The sequence below is a fragment of the Chitinophaga filiformis genome (assembly GCF_023100805.1).
Classification (GTDB): domain Bacteria; phylum Bacteroidota; class Bacteroidia; order Chitinophagales; family Chitinophagaceae; genus Chitinophaga; species Chitinophaga filiformis_B.
The window spans coordinates 6,906,277-6,927,984 of sequence record NZ_CP095855.1 but is presented as its reverse complement, the minus strand read 5'-3'; the positions used below and the strand labels follow the sequence as shown (position 1 = coordinate 6,927,984).

Genomic DNA, 21,708 nt, shown 5'->3' with positions numbered 1-21,708 from the left:
GGCATGAAACGTATTTGCTTATTCCCCGGTACATTCGACCCGATCACACTGGGGCATACCGATGTTATAGACCGTTCGCTGGACCTGTTTGATGAAATAGTGGTAGGGATAGGAGTGAATTCAGCCAAAACACCGATGTTCCCCCTGGAGCAAAGAATGCAATGGATCCGGGAAATTTACAGTCATACGCCCAAAGTAAAGGTGATCTCCTACGAGGGACTGACTATCAAAATCTGCAAGGAAGTCGGCGCCCAGTTTATATTACGCGGTATACGCAGTATAGGCGATTTCGAATATGAAAAGGCGATCGCTGATGTAAACCGTATGATGGATAATAGTATTGAAACTATTTTCCTGAGCTGTTCACCCCGTTATTCAACATTGGCTTCCTCACTGGTGCGGGATGTGCTGAAATATGGAGGAGATGCCTCCCAGCTATTGCCCGAAAATATCATCAGGGAGTTAAAAAAAGCCTGATATAATAGAATCCATTCACCTTTAATAGCGTCATCGCACATGAAACCGATCTGGCACTCCCTGAATGTTTCCCTGGACCAATTGAATGAAAGCGGAGAAAATACCATGGCAAGTTTTCTCGGCATGGAGTTCACAGAGATTGGTCCCGATTATCTGCGGATGATCATGCCTGTAAACAGCAGGACAAAGCAGCCATATGGCCTCTTACACGGAGGTGCGTCTGCGGCCCTGGCCGAAACGGTGGGTAGTGTAGCGTCTGCATTGATCATTGATCCGAAGAAACAGATCTGTGTGGGACTGGATATCAATGCAAATCACATTAAAGGTGTCACTGAGGGCTATGTGCATGCCATCGCCAGGCCATTGCATATCGGATCTACCACCCATGTATGGGATATCCGTATCTGTGATGATGATAATAAGCTGGTGTGCATCAGCCGCCTGACGGTGGCGGTAAGAGACAAAAAGGCTTAATGCCGGAGGCCGGAAGGGGCGCACCGCATTAAGCCCGTAGGATCAGATAGCGTAACCTTCCTTTTCAAATACGTCTACAATATTCTGGTAAGAGAATTTGAGATATTTGGACAGATGTTCCGGTTTGATCCACTGGATATCAATAATATCTTCTTCTATCTGTGGAACGGTCAGTTCAGTACCGGTAAACTTCATTTTGTACCAGTAAGTATGTTTCAGGGTCTTTTTTTCCTTCCAGGTATAAAAATGGAAGGTTTCCCCGATCTTATGTTCAAGTGTGATCGTGTGTAAGCCCGTTTCTTCCGCTACTTCCCTGACAGCAGCCGCTTCCAGGCTTTCCCCCTCGTCCTGTTTGCCTTTCGGCAGGTCCCATTTTCCACGGCGGAACATCAGCAGCACTTCCTCTTCTTCATTGGTGATCAGACCACCGGCAGCTACCAGTACCTGGAAATATCCTTTTACGGTTTCGATCAGCAGCTCCGTGTCCGGATGGATAAAGATGGCCGCTTCCATCTTGCCTGTTTCGAGCGATTGCAATACGGATTCTATAGTAGTAGCGTCGGGTGCTGTGTATAAAGCAGCGTCTTTATATTTTGCCGGAATACCCTGGTGGGTGGCGGTAATGACCAGCGGACGCTCGTTGAGATAAATGACTGTATCTTTTTGCATGCCGCAAAAATAATCTGTAATTAAGTATTTTTGCTACCTATGAGTAAGATCAGCGAAAAACAGATAGCAGAGAAGCTGCTCCAGATACAGGCCGTAAAGTTGCGTCCGTCAGAACCATTTACATGGGCATCCGGGTGGAAGTCGCCTATTTATTGCGACAACCGTAAGATTTTGTCTTACCCTTATGTACGTGACTATGTAAAATCCGAGTTATGCAACGTGGTATTTGAAACATTTGCAGATGCAGCGGTACTGGCCGGTGTCGCTACCGGCGGTATTCCCCTGGGAGCACTGGTGGCCGACCAGCTGAAACTGCCTTTTATATATGTAAGAGCAAAAGCGAAAGAGCATGGTATGGGCAACCTGATAGAAGGTGTGTTACAACCGGGACAGCCGGTTGTGGTAGTGGAAGACCTGATCTCTACCGGCAAAAGCAGCCTTGAAGCGGTGAACGCCATCCGCGCAGCAGGTGGCGAGGTGATCGGGATGGTCTCTGTCTTTAACTATGGGTTTGATGTGGCGGTAAAAGCATTCGAGGCTGCAAAAGTGCCCTTCTATTCCCTGAGCAATTATAGCGCGTTGATCGAGCTGGCAGTGGAGAAAGGACTGGTATCACCGGAAGAGCAGGCTACCCTGGAAGCCTGGAGAAGCGCTCCTGACAAATGGAATGCAGCGCCGGCGGTATAATACCGTTCTTACAAAACCGTATTTCAGTTGACAAGTATTTACTATATTAGGATCGTAAAAAGTAACTTATGCGTATCGTTAAACTTGTAATGGTATTATTATTTGCGGGTATTGGCGTAACCATGGGCCAGGCAAAGAAAGGCACATTGGTAACGGCTAAAATAAGCACCCCGACAGTGCAGTGCGAACAATGCAAAAATCGCATAGAAAGATCCCTTTCCAGAGAAGAGGGTATCCAGTCCTCTAAAGTAGATTTCAAGAAAGGTATTACTACTGTGAAATTTTTCAGCGATCGTACCAATATAGAAAACGTAAAGACGGCTATCGCCAATGCGGGGTATGACGCAGATAACGTAACTGCAAGTGAGGAAGCTTATGCGAAACTGCCAACCTGCTGTAAGAAGCCGGAAGATGGTGGCGGAGAAAATAAGAAGCACTAAACTTACTTCTAAAACGTATGAAAATGAAAAGGCCTCGATTGCTAAGCAACGAGGCCTTTTTTAGTTTTTACACGGTTATGATCAGAAAAACTTGAGTGGCTGTTTTGTTTCGCATTTTATGGGAAACGGCAGATAAACACCTCCTTTACCTACTTTACAATTTCCCGTTGCCTTGATAGTGACCTCTTTATTCATGAGGGCGCCCAAAGCATTCTTAAATACATTTTCCATGTTCACCTCGAGCTTTACCGGAAAGTAAAAAGTATCCCTTGCCGGAATGGCGATCATGGTATCCTGAACAGAATGTCCGACCGGGGTGTCGTCAAAGAAAAGATCGAAGGAAGCGTCTTTCAGTTTCAGGTTAAAATTGTTTGGATTATAGTAGGCCAGGGTCAGCCGTACGATGCTTTTGGAGAAACCGAGGTTGTCGAAATTGATTCCGGCGACTCTGACAAATTCTAAATCTTTTGCCTTTTCGCATGAACTAACTAAGCCCCAAATTGTCATAATTAGTATACCCAGTCTTAAAAATCTCATGACAAATTTTTATCAAACCTACATTAAACTGGATATATCGCCAAGGGATGGAAGGGGAATTAGGAAAGTTTTAACCTCTTCAAAACCACAGCTTAACATTTTACTTGAAGGTAAAAAAGGATAAAAATGAAATAAAATGCTACTAAATAGTTTAGTAAATTTGCGCTCACCTGAATTTTTACTTTAACCGGTGAAATGCTAAGGAAAATAGCATTTTTATATTTTTTCTATGAATTGTTTATCAGGAAATTAAATCTGCTTATCAGTTAATTAAAGGTAAACTTTTCAACTGCTTGAAACATACATTTTTAGCTCTTAAACACCAATTTTTGACGATATGGCAGCTGATACAAATAAGAAGACATTACTTATTGAATCACAATACTTTCCGAATATTTCCTTTTATAAAACTTTAATTAACCACGATATATTATTGATAGAAAGATATGAACACTACCAGAAGGTGAGTTTTCGTAATCGCTGCTATATCGCCGGACCGAACGGAAGCATATTGTTGAGCGTTCCCCTCGCCCGCGGCAAGAACCAGCGAACTGTCATGAAAGATGTCAGGATCAGTAATGACGAAAGATGGCAGGCGCTGCATTGGAAGACGCTTGTGTCTGCTTATCGCCGTTCACCCTGGTTTGAATATTATGAAGATGAGCTGGGCCGGCTTTTTACAAAAGAGGTATCTTACCTCCTTGACTGGAACCTGATGTGCCTGGAATGGGCTAATAAGATCATTGGCGTTTCAACCCCTGTTACCTTCACAGACGAGTATCATAAAACATATGAGGCCGGTAATGGTATTACTGATGCAAGGGATACACTGCAACCAACCGGGAAGCAGGTAGACGAAGACACCGTCCGCTATACCCAGGTGTTCCAGGAACGGGTTGGTTTCCTTCCGGATATGAGTATTCTTGACCTGATTTTCTGCGAAGGAAAGCGGAGTATAGAGCTGCTTAGATAGCATAAAAATGACATATGTATTTAGCATCAATTGCTTGATATGTAACGTTTTAGCATAATATCTAACCATTTAAAAAAAAATGAAAGTTTTTGCCCGGCCAATTGGACAAAATATTTAGCTTTGCAACCAATTTTGCTGGGTTTCGAACTGACGTAGGTGTGTAAACCAGGAGTTTTCCAGCGAGGGTTGTGATTGCTTTTTACTAATCCTTAAAATGTTTCATAGGTTTAAATGAACAGCACCTACACAGATCTCGTTAACCAGACCTTCGAGTTTCCGCAGGAAGGATTTGATGTACAGGATAGCTACCTGGAGTTTAATGGGGTCAATATCAAGGCTTTGATCGACAAGTACGGAACACCTTTCAAGCTGACTTATTTGCCGAAGATCGGAATGCAGATAAATAAGGCGAAGAAAATGTTCCAGGATGCAATTAAGAAGAATAGGTACGATGGGAACTACTACTATTGTTATTGCACCAAAAGCTCGCATTTCTCCTTTATAATGGAGGAGACGTTGAAACACAATATACATATCGAGACTTCCTTCGCATATGATATTGATATTATTACCAAATTATACGAAAGGAAGAAGATCAATAAGGATACCTTCGTAATTTGTAATGGTTACAAAACCAAGCCATATACAAAAGCGATCGCCCGTTTGATCAACTCCGGGTTCCGCAATGTGATCCCTGTACTGGATAACAAGGAGGAACTGGAAGACTATCAGAAATTCATCCGGGCAAAGGATAAGGTGAAACTGGGCCTGCGTATTGCGGCAGAAGAGGAGCCGACCTTTGATTTTTATACGTCCAGATTGGGGATCCGTTCCCGCGATGTATTGGAATTCTATGTTGATAAGTTGAAGGGAAATGAAAAGTTTGAGCTGAAAATGCTTCACTTTTTCATGAACAAGGGTATCAAGGATGATATCTATTACTGGAGCCAATTTAACCGTGTGTTGAACCTGTACTGCCAGTTGAAGAAGATCTGTCCGGAACTGGATAGTATTAACATAGGTGGAGGGTTCCCCATCAAGCATTCCCTGGGCTTCGATTACGATTACAACTATATTGTAAATGAGATCGTTGCCAATATCAAGAGTGTTTGTAAGAAGAACAAGGTACCGGTACCGGATATCTATACCGAGTTCGGATCTTTCACCGTAGGCGAAAGCGGCGCAGTGATCTACAGCGTGGTAGGGGAAAAGATGCAGAACGACAGGGAAAACTGGTATATGATCGACAGTTCATTCATTACCACCTTGCCGGATACCTGGGGAATAGGTGAGAAGTTCCTGATGCTCCCGATCAATAAATGGGACCAGGAATACCAGGAGGTCCATCTTGGAGGGCTCACCTGTGACGGATATGACTTTTACACTTCTGAAGAACACATAAATGCAGTATTCCTGCCAAAGTTATCCGGAGATGAACCACTTTATATTGGCTTCTTCCATACCGGTGCTTACCAGGACCAGCTGAGCGGGTACGGCGGTATCAAACACTGTCTCATACCATCACCTAAGCATGTGATCGTTGGATATGACAAAAACGGGCAACTGAAAGACTGGCTGTATGCCAAGGAACAGACCGCCCAGAGTATGTTAAAGATTTTGGGTTATTAAAAAAATGGGTTAGTAATCCACTGACACACCCCGCGACTTCTCGCGGGGTTTTTCATTTTTATAGGCTGGGTATCTCAATTAACCGGAGATGCGTTGTGTGTACTAAGACATTGTAAAGCTGATTCTACATTCGATAGGTTAACTGTAAGGTTTTTTCTGTACCAAGACATCCGGGTTTTTGCGGAGATGCGTCTGGTATGCGTCTGGTATGCGTCTGGTATGCGCCTGGTATGCGCCTGGTATATGTCGGGGCTGCCCCCGGTATTTTGGGGGCTGGAATATGTCCTTACCAGCAATTTCCGGACATCCACCGGGTTAAAAACACTCAGCCCGCCAGAGGCGGGCTGAAATGCGGTGAGTTAAATCCCCCTGCATTCGACCCGCTAAAGCGGGCCACGTGTTTCCCTGGGATTTTATTCCCGGGCATTTCACGGCATAGGTTTACCATCAAAAGCATATAGGAAAATAAGACCAAGAAGGGATAAAAAGGTGTGGTGTATAGGGAGAAAGAGAATCAGTTGGTGTATAGGGAGAATAGGACCCTGTTTGTTTACATAACAAAGGTAAGGTGGTTCTGAAAGGTGGGAAATACCCGAAAGTTGTAATTTTCGTAATGATTCCTTACCATCATTACTTAGTACTCACACGGACGTGTATGCGCCGGACTTGACCTTAACTCTCCGGGTGCGGCCCATTATCCAGGTAATCTATGGCACTTTCACATTGCTTTTCAATTTCGATCAGGCAGGCTTCCAGCAGTTCCCGGTTTCCGTCCAGGTATTTGGATTTTCCGGAACGGGAAAGTCCTTTGAGGATAATGAATTGCTTGGTCAGGTGCTGGCTCAGCAAAGAGGAATGTTGCTTCTGCTTCTGAAGGGTGCGTTCATGCTCCGATATAAAAATATTCCGGTAGTGAGCGCCTAAGACCCTGATAAGGAATATGATATAAAAGCCGGCGAGTACCGGGGTAAAAATAAAGCTCTGTTCTGGTGTAAAACCCGGCATTACATAGGTGGTTATATTATGTACTTTCATCCAGGCCACCAGGCTCAGGTAACTGCAGAGTAGTCCACCGAGGGCCAGCGTTGCCGCTATGTTAGTGGTAATATAACAAAACAGGATGCTCAGTACCCAGACCATGGCATATCTGAGGGAAAGATCCTGGTTATTGAAAAAAGAGCAGATGGCGGGCATGATGAATGTAACAAAAGCTGCAATAACACTTACTGTCTTGACCGGCACCCCATTGCGGACCATTATCAGGCAGCCTCCCAGGGAGATCAGAAAGGCAACGATAAGTAACAGTTCCGTTGTATTATGTGTATACAAACCAATGAGGGATACAGGGATTAAAAGTAAGAGATGGAAGAACAGATAATCAAATAATAAGCGCGCATTACATCGTTCCCTGGAGTCTGTACTAATATGTAAAGCGTTGCCAATCACCGCATCTTCAGTGTTGCGGTAGATTTTAACTGCCAGTGTATATATTTTTTTGAACAGTTGCGGCATAGCCCATATAGTTGTATGGCAAATTATCCTATAAAAACAGTTTCGCTCTTCAACGTTTGTGTGAATTATTGGGGAATTTTCGTGGGGGTAAAATAAAAAATCCCCTCCCGGTATGGGAGGGGATTTCACACTTATTCAACCTTTCTCTTATTCTACTACAATCACTTTAGCTGCGTCCTGCACAGTTTCTTTCTTCGCCAGTTGCAATTTGAGGATACCATTTTCATATTTAGCCTGGATCTTTTCAGCATCCACCTGCTCATTCAGGGTAAAAGAGCGTTTGAATGAACGGAAGCTGAACTCCCTGCGTAATTGTTTCTGGTTCTCATCTTTGCTTTCTGCGGCTTTCTCTGCACTGATAGTCAGGGTCTTGTTTTCCAGATTGATCTTAAAGTCTTCTTTAGATAAACCGGGAACCAGCAGGTCCACCTGGTAGGCGTCTTTAGTTTCTGTGATGTTCACAGGGGGATAAGCGCCGTAAAAATCATTTGTGTGGAAATCGTCCTTCCAGGCTTTGTTGAAACCGGCGTTGTTAAAAATTTCTTCTACTAAACCGCCGAAGGATTTTACTGCAGGTGCCTGATTGAATTTTACGAAAGTCATAGTTTATAAGTTTTAGTGTTTGTTTTAAATTTTGTTCGAGATGGTATATGCAAACGGAATACCATGGCGTTAAATCTGCTATTTTGCTATAATATGGGCTTAGGTGTCGGACTTTTTGTCGTTTTTGCTTATTTTTTGATGTCAATAAGGCATATTCATTCATGTTTTTCTATTTATCAGCTTATGATTAACTTTGTGGAAACTATCGAACAAAAAAAATTGTAGTTATATGTATCCAGCAGAACTTGTAATGCCAATGAAGGCAGAGTTGACAGATAATGGCTTTGAAGAATTGCTGTCACCGGAAAAAGTAGATGAGACTTTAAAGAAAGAAGGAACTACACTGGTAATGATCAATTCAGTTTGTGGTTGCTCTGCAGGTACTGCTCGTCCGGGTGTGTTACTGGCTGTAGCGCATAGCCAGAAGAAACCGGACAGGTTAACAACCAGCTTTGCAGGATTTGATATGGCGGCTGTACAACAGATCCGTTCTCACCTGTTACCTTACCCTCCGTCCTCACCTGCGATCGCTTTGTTTAAAGATGGTCAGCTGGTACACTTTATTGAGCGTCATATGATCGAAGGTCGTCCAGCGCAGATGATTGCGGCAAACCTGGTTGACGCTTTCGAGCAATACTGCTAGAACTTATCCGGATCGTAATTCTTTTTTCTGTTGTTATTATATTGTTTACGCAATAGAAAAAGGAATTATGATTTGGAATTTGTGATTTTTACAGCTTACTTTGGTGGTTTGATTTTCCATTTGACTAATTCGGCTTTGTTCATAGGAAAATTCAGATCACCAATTTTTTTTTGGCTATGTATCCTAATTTATATTACGCGTTTCACGACCTTTTCGGTGTAGACATCCCTTTACTCAAACTTCTGCAGACATTCGGTTTTTTTGTTGCCGTTGCTTTTCTGGCCGCTGCTTATGTATTGACAAGTGAGCTGAAAAGGAGAGAGCAGTTAGGCTGGCTTACAGGAGTACCGGAAAAAGTTATCACCGGTAAGCCGGTTAACATGAGCGAAGTACTGATCCATGGCGTATTGGGCTTTGTGGTAGGATACAAGATATTAGGATTGGCATTCGAATGGGGGGAAGCTTCCCAGGATCTCCAGTCATATATATTATCTTCCCGCGGAAACTTCCTGGGAGGAATTGTAGCAGGAGGCCTTTTCGCTTATCTGAAATACAGATCTGCAAAGAAGCAGGAGTTACCAAAGCCGAAGGAAGAGACAATAACGATCATGCCTCATCAGCGGGTGCCGGATTTTACTGTCATGGCGGCTGTTGCCGGTCTGCTGGGCGCCAAGATCTTTCATAACCTGGAGAACTGGGGCGATTTTGTGCAGGACCCTGTAGGCGCACTCTTGTCTTTCAGTGGTCTTACTTTTTACGGTGGACTTATCCTCGCTTCCATAGTTATTATACGTTACGCAGCGAAGAAAGGTATTAATATCTGGCATCTGATAGATAGTGCAGCGCCGGGGCTTATGCTGGCTTATGGCGTGGGCCGTATGGGATGCCACTTTTCCGGAGATGGTGACTGGGGTATATATAACAGCAGCTACATCACCGACGCAGCAGGCAAAGTGCATGCTGTGGATCCTTCAAAATTCCAGGAAGTGGTGAAAGCGAACGAACAGTTTTTTACCAGGCAGTATGGCATGCTGGAGCATATACCTCATGCGCCGTTTACCAAGCCTGGTGGCTTAAGCTTCCTGCCTGACTGGTTCTTTGCCTATGGCTATCCGCACAATGTGATCAATGAAGGTGTACAGATGGCAGGTTGCACCGGTAAGTACTGTAATGTACTGCCTATAGCAGTGTATCCGACTGCACTGTATGAGATCATTGTTTGCCTTTTACTGTTCGCTGTATTATGGAGTCTCCGCAAAAAGATCACCGTTCCGGGCGTTATTTTTGGTATATACCTGATAATGAATGGAGTAGAACGTTTCTTCATTGAAAAGATCAGGGTGAACACGAAATATGACATCTTCGGATTTCATCCCACCCAGGCAGAAATAATATCTTCTTTAATGGTAATAGGTGGCGCCGCATTAGTCTGGTATTGCCGTAAAATATATAAAGCAGCAAAACCAGTAGTCTGATCATGCAACGTCACCCGGTCCTGATACCACTGTCACAGGAACATCAGCGTTTGCTGTTCGTGTGCCGGTACCTTAAGAATGATGCCGCCGCATATGAAGGTTTTCCTCTGGAAACCGATGCTAAGCTGGCCTATATTGTGAAAGTCTTCCAGGAAGTAATGGTCCCACATATCCAGAAGGAGGAATATCTTTTTGAAGTATGCGCCGGCCGTCACCCGGAGATAGATGAAATAATAAAAGACCTGGTACAGGAGCACCAGCAGATCTCCCGGATGTACAGCGCTCTCACTGAAAATACCGACATGATTAACGCAATGGATTTGCTGGCCAGAAGCCTGGAAGCACATATAAGAAAGGAGGAAAGGGTATTTTTTGAGAAACTGCAGACGGAGCTCCCGGAAGTGTTGGAAGCAATCAACTGGACCTGAGTCCGCTAACCTTATAATTATCAAGGCATTGCTTTTTTAACGGGCAATGCCTTTTTTATTATGCCAATCCTGTAACGAAACGCTACCTCGTTCGTCTTTAGTAAGCATCCTCCTGTCACCTTTGTTAAACTTTTGCCAATCATCCCTACCTGGTTACCGCTTGTGTAAAACTATGTACTATGCAATGCACAATACCTACCTTTACACTGTAGTTGTTTAAGAAAGGTTCTGTACTAAGAACGGTTCTATAGTAGCAACGAATTGAAATGAAGCTTATAATAAATTAAATCATCCTTATATGAAATCGACTACTACATTGTTGGCCTCTATTTTATTACTGTGCAGCATCAAAACCACCCAGGCACAGACCATTGAGACCGCCAGGATTGCTGGCCGCGTCACACAGACAGGCAATAAACCTGTTGAATTTGCCACCATTACTTTATTAAAAGCGAAAGATTCTTCCCTGGTAAAAGGGGCTATTGCCGACATCAATGGTCAATATGAATTTGAGCAGGTGAAACAGGGTAAGTACCTGATCGCCGCTGCCTATGTAGGTATGACAAAAGCTTTTAGCAAACCTTTTGAAATTAAGGGCAGTTCACCTGTAACAATAGAGACGCTTTCACTGGGAACAGATGCAAAGAATCTTAAAGAAGTGAACGTAACTGCCAAAAAGCCGTTCGTAGAGCAGAGGGCCGATAAAATGGTAGTTAACGTGGAAGCCAGCATTATCGGCGCAGGCGGTACGGCTATGGACGTACTGGAAAAGTCGCCCGGCATTACGATCGATAAAGACGATAATATCAACCTCAAAAATAAGAGTGGCGTCATTATTATGATTGATGGCAAGCCCACTAACATGAGTTCCCAGGACGTTGCCCAGCTGCTGAAAAGTATGCCCAGTAGCAATATTGAGCAAATTGAACTGATCACCAATCCTTCCGCCAAATATGATGCAGCGGGCAACGCCGGGATCATCAACATCAAACTGAAGAAAAACAGAACAGTAGGTACCAACGGTAACTTATCAATATCCGGTGCCTATGGCCTGACACCAAAATGGAGCGGATCGCTGAACCTGAACCACCGCAATGAGAAGTTCAATCTCTTCGGATCTTATAACTATAACCACCGGGAGAATCAACAGCATCTGGGACTTTATCGCACAGGTACTACTGATGGTAAATACACCGTATTCGATCAGCAGAATATCCGGCACAGGAAATCAGACTATCACGGCGCTAAAGTTGGTATGGACTATTTCATCAATAAGAACAACACGATCGGCGTAATGGTAGATGCTGGTTTCAGGAACTCGGACGAACCAGCCGAAGCTACTACACTGATAGGAGGTAGAGAAACGATAGATTCAACATTGAAGACAAATACCTTCAATAAGGGAACCTGGAGAAGATGGGCTTACAACGTGAACTACAGGGCTGTTCTTGATACAACAGGGAAGGAGTTGAATGTGGACCTGGACTATGCACGCAACACAGACAGGCAGGGAAACAGCATTTACTCTACTATATGGGATCCGGCTGGTAAGAATTATATGCATGGCGATACCTCACGTAATAGTCAGCCTAATACAATCGATATTAAAACCATCAAAGCTGATTATGTTCATCCTTTACCTCATCAGGCCAAGTTCGAAGCTGGTTTTAAACTGAGCTTTGTAAAAACGGATAACGATGTAAAATTTGATTCCCTGCGTAACGGTAACTGGATATATGATAAGAACCGCTCCAATCATTTTATCTATAAAGAGAATGTAAATGCAGCGTACATCAATTTCCAGAAACAGTTCAAAAAGGTCAATGTACAGTTAGGTTTACGCGCTGAACAGAGCAATGTGGAAGGTAATTCCATTACGATCAACCGGGTGACAGATACCAGCTACTTCAATCTCTTCCCAAGTGTCTTTGTCAGCTATGACGCAGCAAAGGACCATCAGCTGGGCATCTCTTACAGCCGCCGTTTGCAGAGACCTGATTATGAAGATCTGAACCCATTCGAGATATACCTGGACAGATATACTATCATGGCTGGTAATCCTTATCTGAGACCTTCATACTCTAACAATATCGAGCTGACACATACGTTTAAACATTTCCTGACTACTTCAGTTGGCTATACACATACCAAAGACAAGATTACGCAGATCATCGAAGCAGATAAGGATGTGGTGACAGGCGATACACTGACGCTCCGCTATAAATACCTGAACGTTGCGAAATCAGACATCGTAAACCTGAACGTTTCTTTCCCGGTTACGATCACCAAATGGTGGAGCAGCTTTACTTACCTGTCAGCATACTACAACAAGTTCCAGACGATGGTGGACGCCCGCCTGGTAACTGTTTCCGGTGGCGGATTTATGGGACGCAGCCAGCAGACCTTCACTTTACCTGCAGGTATCGGCGCCGAAGTAAGTATCTTCTACCTTTCTCCACAGATCGCTGATGAAGGCCTGTTCAGAATGAAATCAATGGCAGCCGTTGACATGGGTGTATCCAAACAGGTCCTGCACAAGAAAGGAAGTATTAAATTCAATGTAAGCGATGTTTTTAATATGCAGCGTTTCCGCGGAAGTTTTGAAAATGGTGGCCGTTATACCGGTGTAAGAAGCAAATGGGAAAGCCAGCAGTTCAGACTGTCTTTCAGCTACCGTTTCGGAAATACCAGCATTAAAGCGGCACGTACCCGTAAAACCGGCCTGGAAGACGAACAGAACCGCGTAAAGGACGGAAACTGATATGACCTTTTTTTAGGTATATATAAGGATGGAACAGGACGTGACCTATTCTTAGGTTGCGTCCTTTCTTGATAAATAAGTAATTGGCATTTATATAGTTGTGATGTTCTGAGTGTTTTTAACCCCCTGATTCTACAAATTTCTTCCCCTTTACGTGCAACCTTTTTCTGAAATAATGTCTTTAATATGCAAGCATCAGCCAACAACTTGAACAATACTACCATAACAGACCACCTGGTATCCCGGTGTAAAAAGGGAGACATGCACGCATTCCGTGAGTTGTACAACGCCTATTCTGGTGCAATGTATAACATCTGTTTGCGTATGACAGGGAGTCCGGCGGATGCTGAAGATACTTTGCAGGAGGCTTTTATGCAGGTATTCAGGAACATTGAGCGCCTGGAGAATGCAGGAAGTGTGACAGCCTGGATCAAGCGGATAGTGGTCAATCACTGCCTGAGCCACCTGAGAAGAAAGAAGGTATACTTTGAAGAAGTGGACAATATAGATATAGAAGAAGATAACGCGATCGTAGACGAAGAAAATTTTGCATGGACGGTGGCAGCGATAAAGGATGCCATACATGTTTTACCGCCGGGTTACCGTACCGTTCTGAACTTGTACATATTTGAAGAGTACTCACACAAAGAAATAGCAAACATGCTGGATATTTCTGAGTCAACAGTGAAAACACAGTACATGCGTGCGAAGGATAAAGTGAGGCAGATAATAAAACAAAAAAAAGTAATACGCTGATGCCAGAAAGTAGTTTTGAAGATTTTGTCAGGCAACACCGTCAGAATTTTGAAGAGGCCGGACCTCCTCCGGGAGTCTGGGCGCAGTTAGAACAGCAACTTGCCCCGGGTAAAAAAAGGAAAGTAATACAACTGATGGGCCGTCACTGGCTAAAGGCTGCGGCCGTGCTGGTGCTGATGGTGAATAGTGTAATGATCTACCAGTTCATCCAGATGAAGAAAGCGCAACATCTCATGAATGTTTCGCCCGAAATGCAGGAGGCAAAAACATATTACACAGCACAGATCGAACAGCGCCTGCAGACTATTAAAAGCTATCCTGATGCATTGTTGGGACTGGATAGCATGGCCCGTAAAGAACTGGAACTACGCAATGAAACGTATCAGGTACTCGAAGCCGAACTGATACAGAATCCAGGTAACGAAAGAATTAAAGCAGCAATGGTCCGCTACTATCAACTTAAACTGGACCTGCTGGATAAAATATTAGAAGAGCTGAGAGAAAAACAGCCCGTAAGCCAAAAGCAATCTGATTATGAAAGAGAAATTTAGTATTCTGTTATTTTTATTGTTACCTATACTTACTTATGGTACAAAAGGAGATAGTGAATTCAAGAAAGTAATTGTAAAAGAATTCAGTACCAATCCTAATACAACCCTTGGTATTTTTAACAAGTACGGTAAGATCGTTGTACATACATGGCAGAAGAATGAAGTAAAGGCAACAATTACAATTACCGGATTTGGCAAGAGTGTGGAGGAAGCTACTTCGATTGTTAATATGGTTGATATTTCCATGAACAACAGCGGAAACGACGCAAGCCTGCGAACTGTATACAATACTTCGTCTTCCCGCGACAGGTGGTTTTCCTGGAGTAAAAAAGACTCCAAAGATTATGTGAACATAGACTATGAGTTATATGTGCCTGAAAGACTTGCCAAATTATCGCTGGAGAATAACTTCGGAGATATCATCACTGATGTGCTTTCATTTCCGGCATCGATCAGCATGAACTATTGTAATTATGATATTAAAGAGGCCGAAAAAGCACTTGATATCAGTATGAATTACTGCGATCGTGGCCGTATCGGAAAAGGAGAGTCAGTAACGATCCGGGCTAACTATTCCAATCTTAAGAGTGATGCGATCACTTCACTCGTGACTAAGTCAAATTATTGTGAATATACACTGGGTACTGTGAATAATCTGAATACTTCCGGCAATTATGATGAATATACTGTAAACAAAGTAGGTTCCTTTACCGGCAAGAATACTTATACTGATTTCCGTATCACAGAAGTACAGACAGAGATCAATTCTAAACTGGTGTACGGTGACTTCTCTGCCAGAACATTAGGTACAGGATTTAAAAATGGTGAGTTCCAGCTGACCTATACAGATATAAAGGTAGGGGTGCCCCAGCGCCTGGGACTGCATATAAAGGTACAGCTTAACCGTGGCGATGTGAGCACAGGAGAACTGTCCCTTAAAAATGTTACCAACATCAAGAAAAACTCGCAGTTGACATATACAGCTTCTACTTCCAATGCAGACGACAGGTCCCCATCCCTGAGTGTGAATGGAGTGTACAGCGACATCGATCTGAAAGCTGTTGATAAATAAAAATCCTCCGGTAAACAAAGTAAACTTTCACCGCTAATTCTCATTTATGAAAACGTTACGTCTTAACTGGTTCCTGCCAGTACTATTGCTCTTTTCCGTAATCACATTCTCTGCTTTCACCATTGTTGGTAATAACGAAAAAGTAAGAGGAAGCGGGAATATTAAAGAAGAAGCACGCTCTGAAGGCCCTTTCAGAAGTATCAGAACTTCCGGTTCATACAATGTATACATCACGCAAGGTACTAAACACGATATAAGAATTGAAGCAGACGATAATCTGCTGCCTTTGATCATCACCAAGGTGAGCGGTAATGACCTCGAGATTTACACTAAAAAAGGATACGATATCAAGCCGTCAAAAACCATTAATGTATATGTGACGCTGGATCAGCTGGAAGAACTGTCTTCCAGTGGAAGCGGAGGTTTCTACAGTAAAAGCAAGCTTAATGGAGGAAATGTGAAATTCTCGTTCAGTGGTTCTACCAATACAGAACTGGATCTGAACGCCAACGATCTGCGTGTGGAAGTATCCGGCTCCAGCCATCTGAACCTGAAAGGAAGTATTCCGGCCACCAGGTACGATATATCCGGTTCTGCTGATGTAGAGGCCCTGGACCTGCAATCAGACAACGCTAACATATCGATCTCCGGTTCAGGCAAGCTGGACGTAGCCGTTGCAAAAAAACTTGATCTGAGTGTATCCGGAATGGGTAAAGTCCGTTACAAGGGCTCACCGGTTATTAATCAGTCCTCTTCCGGTATGGCGAAGATCTCTAAAATAGACTAAAAACAGTTGTTGGCTGCTTGTGAATACAACGCAGCCGGTTACCGGAAGGCATTCCGTTAACACACCCCGGGTATCGTCCCGGGGTTTTTTTATAACTCCGCAGTATTGGTTTATATTTGTCTCCCTTAAGCCATTAACGATATAAAACTATTTTTATCATGCCGTCCTTTGATATTGTTAGCAAAGTAGATACTCAGACACTTGATAATGCGGTAAATACCGTAAAAAAGGAGATTACCAACAGGTTCGACTTTAAAGATTCCCACGTAAATATGGAATTGAACAAAAAAGACCTGGCCTTAAATGTGGAAGTGGAAAGCGAAATGAAGCTGACACAGGTGATAGACGTACTGATAAGCCGTACAATGCGTCAGGGGCTCGATGCCAATATTTATGACCTGAGCAAGGAACCATATCAGAGCGGAAAGGTGGTAAAAAAGGAGATTCCGGTAAGGAACGGGATCAAACAGGAGGACGCCAAGAAAATTGTAAAACTGATAAAGGACTCCGGCATCAAGGTGCAGGCCGCCATTATGGACGACATTGTGCGGGTGACTGGCAAGAAAATAGATGATTTACAAGAGGTTATACAAAAAACGAAAGAAGCGAACTTAGGCATTCCTTTGCAGTATATCAACATGAAGAGCTAAAATATTTAGTCTTTTGTTGTTGTTTTTGAAATATTATTTTACCTTTGCACCCTGTCTAATAATATTGGTTGAAACCAAGCATGGCATTCATCATGCATCAGAGGAATGAATATGCGGGGTTGCATCTGGTAACAAAAAGAAAATTAAAATTCAGATGAAACAGGGAATCCATCCAGAAAATTACAGATTTGTAATATTCAAAGATATGTCTAACGGACACACTTTCTTAAGCCGTTCTACCGCTCCTTCCAAAGAAACAATCAAATGGGAAGATGGTAACGAGTATCCGTTAATTAAACTGGAAATTTCCAATACTTCTCACCCTTTCTATACTGGGAAAAACGTATTGGTGGATACAGCAGGTCGTATCGACAAATTCAACAAGCGTTACGCTAAGAAAGCCTAATAAGGCCTTTAAAATAATTTCAAGAATCCCATCGGCATTTTCGGTGGGATTTTTTATTTTTATCCCCTATGGAGCGGAATTACATTCTTTTTGACACACCCGCACGAGAGTTGTTATATCCCTTCACTCATACAAGACCGGTCGCAGCCTGCCGCATAGGTATACTGACCATCCGGGAAAAATGGGCATACTGGCTGAATGCCGGTATCAGCTATCTTACCGTTCCCTACTTACAAAAGAAATATCCCCTTAAGAAAGATGAGACCAGTCTGGCAGTGTTTATTGACGGCAGTATATTGCCGGACAAAGCCCTGGTGCAGGCTATTCATGAGTTGCAACCTGGTCAGGGATTGTATCAGGGCAACGAGCTGATCGCAAATGTCAGGCCCGGAAACGATCCGGATGCAGCACCTCTAGAACGAAAAGAGTATCTTGGTGCGGTTTCTCGGATCAGGATGCCCTGGGACTTCTTTTTGCTGAATGATCAGGCCATCAGGAGTGATTTTGAGCTGCTGACAAAGGGTAGAGTATCTGCTCCCATTAGTGATACCAATAAGGTGACAGCTCCGGAACGCATCTTCCTGGAAGAGGGCGCTGTGGTGGAACACAGTATTCTTAATGCCGGCACAGGGCCTATTTATATAGGCAGGAATGCAGAAATAATGGAAGGATGTCTTATCAGGGGGGCGCTGGCCTTAGGGGAAAAAGCGGTGCTGAAGATGGGAACTAAGGTATACGGGGCAACAACCCTGGGGCCGGGAAGCGTTGGTGGGGGAGAGATCAAGAATGTAGTGATGTTCGGTCATTCCAATAAAGGGCATGACGGATATCTGGGAGATGCTGTGATCGGAGAATGGTGCAACCTTGGGGCAAATGCGACCAGTTCCAATCTGAAGAATAATGCCAGCACGGTGAAAGTATGGATGGAGGCTTATAACAGGGCCGAGCCGGCCGGACTGAAATGCGGCTTGCTGATGGGCGATTATAGCCGCTGTGGTATTGGTTCAATGCTGAATACCGGAACCGTCATCGGGGTATCCTGTAATATTTTCGGAGGGAACCTGCCTCCCAAGTTCATCCCTTCATTTTCCTGGGGTGGGGCAGCCGGACTGGAGCCTTACCGTCTGGAACAGGCAGTGAGGGATGCCGGTATGTGGATGCAGTTCAAAGGGAAGCAAATGGAGGAAGCAGACAAGCAGGTATTGGAAATGCTTTACACAATTTTAAAGGATTAACACTTTTTAAAAATCAATATAGCGATCGACATGAGAAAAAAAATCGTTGCTGGAAACTGGAAAATGAACCTGACCCTGGGCCAGGCAGAACAGCTGATCAATGACATTTTGCAGGCTGGCCTGCGATTGAAGGATGGACAGGAAGTGGTATTAGCCACGCCGTTCCCATATCTCTTGAAAGCAAAGTCATTATTGAAAAATACGCCTGGTTTTTACCTGGGAGCTCAGAACAGCGCATCTGAAAAATCAGGCGCTTATACCGGCGAAGTATCTGCCGAGATGTTACAGTCTGTAGGTGTTGACTATGTAATATTGGGACACTCTGAAAGAAGAGAATATTTCCAGGAAAGCAATGCAACCCTGGCTAGAAAGATAGATCTGGCACTTGCCAATGGTCTGAAACCGATCTTCTGCTGCGGCGAACCACTGGAAATAAGAAAAGCAGAAACACAGAATGAATATGTAGCAAAACAGCTGGAAGAAAGCCTGTTCCATTTAACGGAAGAGCAGCTGAAGAATATAGTGATCGCTTATGAGCCGATCTGGGCAATCGGCACCGGCCTGACAGCCAGCGCAGCACAGGCACAGGATATGCACGCTTTCATCAGAGCACAGATAGCTGCTAAATATGGCAGGGAAGCAGCATTACGCACTACTATCCTATACGGTGGCAGCGCGAAACCATCCAATGCAGAAGAACTCTTCGCATGCCCCGATGTGGATGGTGGACTGATTGGCGGCGCTTCTCTGGTGGCTGCTGATTTCATTGCCATTATTCAGAAGCTCGGATAATTAGTAAGAGAAAATATAGTTATAAGGAGGATGTATCATAAGTACCTGATACATCCTCTTTTTATTTGGGTACCTGAAGGCGTGAGGCTAGTCATTAAGCGACTCCCGGTGTCTTTTTTTACTTTTGAGTTTTCTCCTTGTTTATGTTTTAAAGCGACGAGGAAGCAGATATATCTCGTTCAAATTCAGCCTGCTATACCAGTGAGCAAAAAAAGTTAGTATTTAATGCTAAAAAAATTAGTATTTCAGAAAATCTTCTCTATATTTGTATTGTCAATATTCAAATAACCAGTACATCTTAAGTTTAAAACTTACTTGGTTATGCATACAAATAACAACATTGCATTTGAACAGGAAACATTGTATGATTACTTGTTGGTAGTAAGTCCCGGTACTAACATTACCAATGACGTAACAGCATTGAAGAAATTAGTAGCCCAGGAATTGGGAATGTATGGCAGTCGCTTCTCAAAAGCGCATATCAGCCTTTTCAGGTCTGTTTTCCCCGAGAGATTCCAGGATGGTTTCATCCATCTGCTGGATGACATTGCAAAGAAGCAATCAGGTTTCACTTTATATACCTCAAAGTTTGACCATTTTGAACATGGTCCTGACAAACGTACCATTTATATCAATGTAGCTAATCCCAAGCCCCTTGCTGAGCTGCATAAGAGAATACTCCAGGAGTTTGATATAAAGCCAGGATCATTCAAGCCGCATATCACCATCGCCAGAGCTATCAGTACACCTGAATTCGATAAAGTATATGATCACTTTTACAATCAGGTTTTTGTACGCAGCTTTCAGTGCAAAAGCTTTTCATTATTGCGTAAGCCTGCCACTGGCGGTAACTACGAGCTTGTAAAGGAATTTGTATTCGGGGATGAGGTGGTTCAGCAGGATGCTACGCTGTTTAATTATGCTGCATAAACTGACCAGACTTGTAAAGCCCTGCAGGTTGTGTCAGGTAACCTCACAGCTCACACCCTCCGTAGAACCAGGGAGTCCGCGCAAAAAAGCATATGGATACATCAATTGTGTAGTCTGTGATTTCCAAATACCACAATAATGGCACAGTTTATCAACAGTGTAGTAAGCTATATAGGCGCATCAACTGTGAAGTCTGTGATTTCCATACCACAATAATGGCACAGTTTATCAACAGTGTAGTAAGCTATATAGGCGCATCAACTGTGTAGTCTGTGATTTCCATGCCACAATAATGGCACAGTTTATTAACAGTGGAGTAAGCTATATAGGCGCATCAACTGTGTAGTCTGTGATTTCCATACCGCAACAACGGCACAGTTATTAAAAGTGTTTTCAGGCGAGACAAACTGTAACTTAGTTAGTCTGTGACCTCAATAGAATGTTGATCAGGCGGTTTACCAACATGTAATCTTTGGATAAGCTACATATATACTATAGATCGATGATGCAACCGTAACCTGTATAGGCTCCAATAGCCAGGCCGGTGCTCATTTAAATAAGCAGTACAATTAATTATATACATGATTGCGTGGTCCGTGATCTGCATACTGTGCAATGAACTGCATAGTTTACGCAGACGATATAAGCTGTGTAACCAATGTATGTATACTATATAAAGTTCTTTTTCTTATTGGCTTTTATCCCGTGTTTGTTAACCCATTTTCATTTTAATTTTTCCTTTTACACGGCTGTTTGTAGATTTGGGTAATACAATTACTCATCCTTCATCACCGCGTTATATGGAAAAGATACATAAGCAGATCCTGGTAAAAGGGAAAGTCCAGGGAGTGTATTTCAGAGCGAGTACGAAACATACAGCAGATGATCTTGGTATTACGGGGGAAATAAGAAATTTACCCGATGGTAATGTGCTGATCACTGCAGAAGGAGAGGAGAATAAAATGGAAGCGTTCATAGCCTGGTGCAGGCAGGGGCCACCTTTTGCTAAAGTTACTGAGCTGATTATTACAGTTGCCCCTTTACAGGATTATAAAGCGTTTGATGTGGTGCGCTGAGAGCTGCTATTGCTTATATTGTTCAACAATTTTTATATATAGGTATTTGTTTGCAGCAGATGCTTACAGCGGCTGCAAATAATATTATGTCAGCAAATATTTGCTGCAGCTGCAAGTGTATGGAAGTTTATGATATTAGTAGATG

Annotated in this window: 24 protein-coding genes; 20 read left to right on the top strand and 4 right to left on the bottom strand. The window is 43.3% G+C overall.

Features of this window, described 5'->3' with window-relative positions; translation table 11 throughout:
- Positions 1 to 3: 3 nt before the first annotated feature.
- The gene (gene coaD, locus MYF79_RS26975; protein ID WP_247810991.1) at positions 4 to 477 is read left to right on the top strand and encodes a pantetheine-phosphate adenylyltransferase; all 474 of its coding nucleotides are present in this window, start codon (positions 4 to 6) and stop codon (positions 475 to 477) included.
- 39 nt (positions 478 to 516) lie between these two features.
- Positions 517 to 951 carry a hotdog fold thioesterase gene (locus tag MYF79_RS26970; RefSeq protein WP_247810990.1) on the top strand — a complete coding sequence of 145 codons (435 nt, stop codon included), beginning with the start codon at positions 517 to 519 and terminating at the stop codon, positions 949 to 951.
- Positions 952 to 993: 42 nt separating this feature from the next.
- Here the strand turns inward: MYF79_RS26970 and MYF79_RS26965 are convergent, their stop codons facing one another.
- Entirely contained in the window at positions 994 to 1,620 is a 627-nt protein-coding gene (locus MYF79_RS26965; protein WP_247810989.1) for an NUDIX hydrolase, read from the bottom strand.
- 39 nt (positions 1,621 to 1,659) lie between these two features.
- Between MYF79_RS26965 and pyrE the strand changes: the two genes are divergently transcribed.
- Positions 1,660 to 2,307 (top strand): orotate phosphoribosyltransferase, encoded by a 648-nt coding sequence (gene pyrE, locus MYF79_RS26960; protein ID WP_247810988.1) that lies wholly within the window; start codon positions 1,660 to 1,662, stop codon positions 2,305 to 2,307.
- Positions 2,308 to 2,375: 68 nt separating this feature from the next.
- Positions 2,376 to 2,747, top strand: coding sequence for a heavy-metal-associated domain-containing protein (locus MYF79_RS26955; RefSeq protein WP_247810987.1), 372 nt, complete (start codon positions 2,376 to 2,378; stop codon positions 2,745 to 2,747).
- Positions 2,748 to 2,828: 81 nt separating this feature from the next.
- On the opposite strand, the gene MYF79_RS26950 is transcribed toward MYF79_RS26955, so the two are convergent.
- On the bottom strand, positions 2,829 to 3,284 hold the full coding sequence (locus tag MYF79_RS26950; protein WP_199652524.1) for an LEA type 2 family protein: 456 nt from the start codon (positions 3,282 to 3,284) through the stop codon (positions 2,829 to 2,831).
- 337 nt (positions 3,285 to 3,621) lie between these two features.
- Here MYF79_RS26950 and MYF79_RS26945 point away from each other — a divergent pair, with 337 nt between their 5' ends.
- The gene (locus MYF79_RS26945) at positions 3,622 to 4,257 is read left to right on the top strand and encodes a WbqC family protein (protein WP_247810986.1); all 636 of its coding nucleotides are present in this window, start codon (positions 3,622 to 3,624) and stop codon (positions 4,255 to 4,257) included.
- A gap of 231 nt (positions 4,258 to 4,488) precedes the next feature.
- Entirely contained in the window at positions 4,489 to 5,886 is a 1,398-nt protein-coding gene (locus tag MYF79_RS26940; protein WP_199652522.1) for an arginine decarboxylase, read from the top strand.
- Positions 5,887 to 6,558: 672 nt separating this feature from the next.
- Here the strand turns inward: MYF79_RS26940 and MYF79_RS26935 are convergent.
- The gene (locus tag MYF79_RS26935; protein WP_199652521.1) at positions 6,559 to 7,398 is read right to left on the bottom strand and encodes a hypothetical protein; all 840 of its coding nucleotides are present in this window, start codon (positions 7,396 to 7,398) and stop codon (positions 6,559 to 6,561) included.
- Positions 7,399 to 7,545: 147 nt separating this feature from the next.
- Complete coding sequence (locus tag MYF79_RS26930; protein WP_199652520.1) at positions 7,546 to 8,001, bottom strand: Hsp20/alpha crystallin family protein; 456 nt, start codon at positions 7,999 to 8,001, stop codon at positions 7,546 to 7,548.
- A 229-nt stretch (positions 8,002 to 8,230) separates the two neighbouring features.
- On the opposite strand from MYF79_RS26930, the gene MYF79_RS26925 reads away from it, so the two are divergent.
- The 14 genes from MYF79_RS26925 (at position 8,231) to MYF79_RS26860 (ending at position 21,563) form a co-directional block, all read left to right on the top strand.
- A complete protein-coding gene (locus MYF79_RS26925) occupies positions 8,231 to 8,644 on the top strand; it encodes a BrxA/BrxB family bacilliredoxin (RefSeq protein ID WP_247810985.1) in 414 nt (137 codons plus the stop codon).
- A 176-nt stretch (positions 8,645 to 8,820) separates the two neighbouring features.
- On the top strand, positions 8,821 to 10,119 hold the full coding sequence (locus MYF79_RS26920; RefSeq protein WP_247810984.1) for a prolipoprotein diacylglyceryl transferase: 1,299 nt from the start codon (positions 8,821 to 8,823) through the stop codon (positions 10,117 to 10,119).
- Between the two features lie 2 nt (positions 10,120 to 10,121).
- Entirely contained in the window at positions 10,122 to 10,547 is a 426-nt protein-coding gene (locus MYF79_RS26915) for a hemerythrin domain-containing protein (protein WP_247810983.1), read from the top strand.
- Between the two features lie 298 nt (positions 10,548 to 10,845).
- Positions 10,846 to 13,308 carry an outer membrane beta-barrel family protein gene (locus MYF79_RS26910; protein WP_247810982.1) on the top strand — a complete coding sequence of 821 codons (2,463 nt, stop codon included), beginning with the start codon at positions 10,846 to 10,848 and terminating at the stop codon, positions 13,306 to 13,308.
- Between the two features lie 186 nt (positions 13,309 to 13,494).
- Positions 13,495 to 14,064, top strand: a complete 570-nt coding sequence (locus tag MYF79_RS26905) for an RNA polymerase sigma factor (protein WP_247810981.1) — start codon at positions 13,495 to 13,497, stop codon at positions 14,062 to 14,064.
- Positions 14,064 to 14,615, top strand: a complete 552-nt coding sequence (locus MYF79_RS26900) for a hypothetical protein (RefSeq protein WP_247810980.1) — start codon at positions 14,064 to 14,066, stop codon at positions 14,613 to 14,615. The genes MYF79_RS26905 and MYF79_RS26900 overlap by 1 nt, the downstream gene beginning before the upstream one ends.
- Positions 14,599 to 15,687 (top strand): hypothetical protein, encoded by a 1,089-nt coding sequence (locus MYF79_RS26895; RefSeq protein ID WP_247810979.1) that lies wholly within the window; start codon positions 14,599 to 14,601, stop codon positions 15,685 to 15,687. The genes MYF79_RS26900 and MYF79_RS26895 overlap by 17 nt, the downstream gene beginning before the upstream one ends.
- Positions 15,688 to 15,733: 46 nt before the next feature.
- Positions 15,734 to 16,474 carry a head GIN domain-containing protein gene (locus tag MYF79_RS26890; protein WP_247810978.1) on the top strand — a complete coding sequence of 247 codons (741 nt, stop codon included), beginning with the start codon at positions 15,734 to 15,736 and terminating at the stop codon, positions 16,472 to 16,474.
- A 158-nt stretch (positions 16,475 to 16,632) separates the two neighbouring features.
- Positions 16,633 to 17,124, top strand: coding sequence for a YajQ family cyclic di-GMP-binding protein (locus MYF79_RS26885; protein ID WP_247810977.1), 492 nt, complete (start codon positions 16,633 to 16,635; stop codon positions 17,122 to 17,124).
- A 154-nt stretch (positions 17,125 to 17,278) separates the two neighbouring features.
- Entirely contained in the window at positions 17,279 to 17,530 is a 252-nt protein-coding gene (locus MYF79_RS26880; RefSeq protein ID WP_199652510.1) for a type B 50S ribosomal protein L31, read from the top strand.
- Between the two features lie 68 nt (positions 17,531 to 17,598).
- A complete protein-coding gene (locus MYF79_RS26875; RefSeq protein WP_247810976.1) occupies positions 17,599 to 18,765 on the top strand; it encodes a putative sugar nucleotidyl transferase in 1,167 nt (388 codons plus the stop codon).
- A gap of 30 nt (positions 18,766 to 18,795) precedes the next feature.
- Entirely contained in the window at positions 18,796 to 19,557 is a 762-nt protein-coding gene (gene tpiA, locus MYF79_RS26870) for a triose-phosphate isomerase (RefSeq protein ID WP_247810975.1), read from the top strand.
- Positions 19,558 to 19,878: 321 nt separating this feature from the next.
- On the top strand, positions 19,879 to 20,487 hold the full coding sequence (locus tag MYF79_RS26865; protein ID WP_247810974.1) for a 2'-5' RNA ligase family protein: 609 nt from the start codon (positions 19,879 to 19,881) through the stop codon (positions 20,485 to 20,487).
- Between the two features lie 800 nt (positions 20,488 to 21,287).
- Positions 21,288 to 21,563: an acylphosphatase gene (locus tag MYF79_RS26860; protein ID WP_199652506.1), complete on the top strand. Its 276-nt coding sequence runs from the start codon at positions 21,288 to 21,290 to the stop codon at positions 21,561 to 21,563.
- The last annotated feature ends 145 nt before the right edge of the window (positions 21,564 to 21,708 follow it).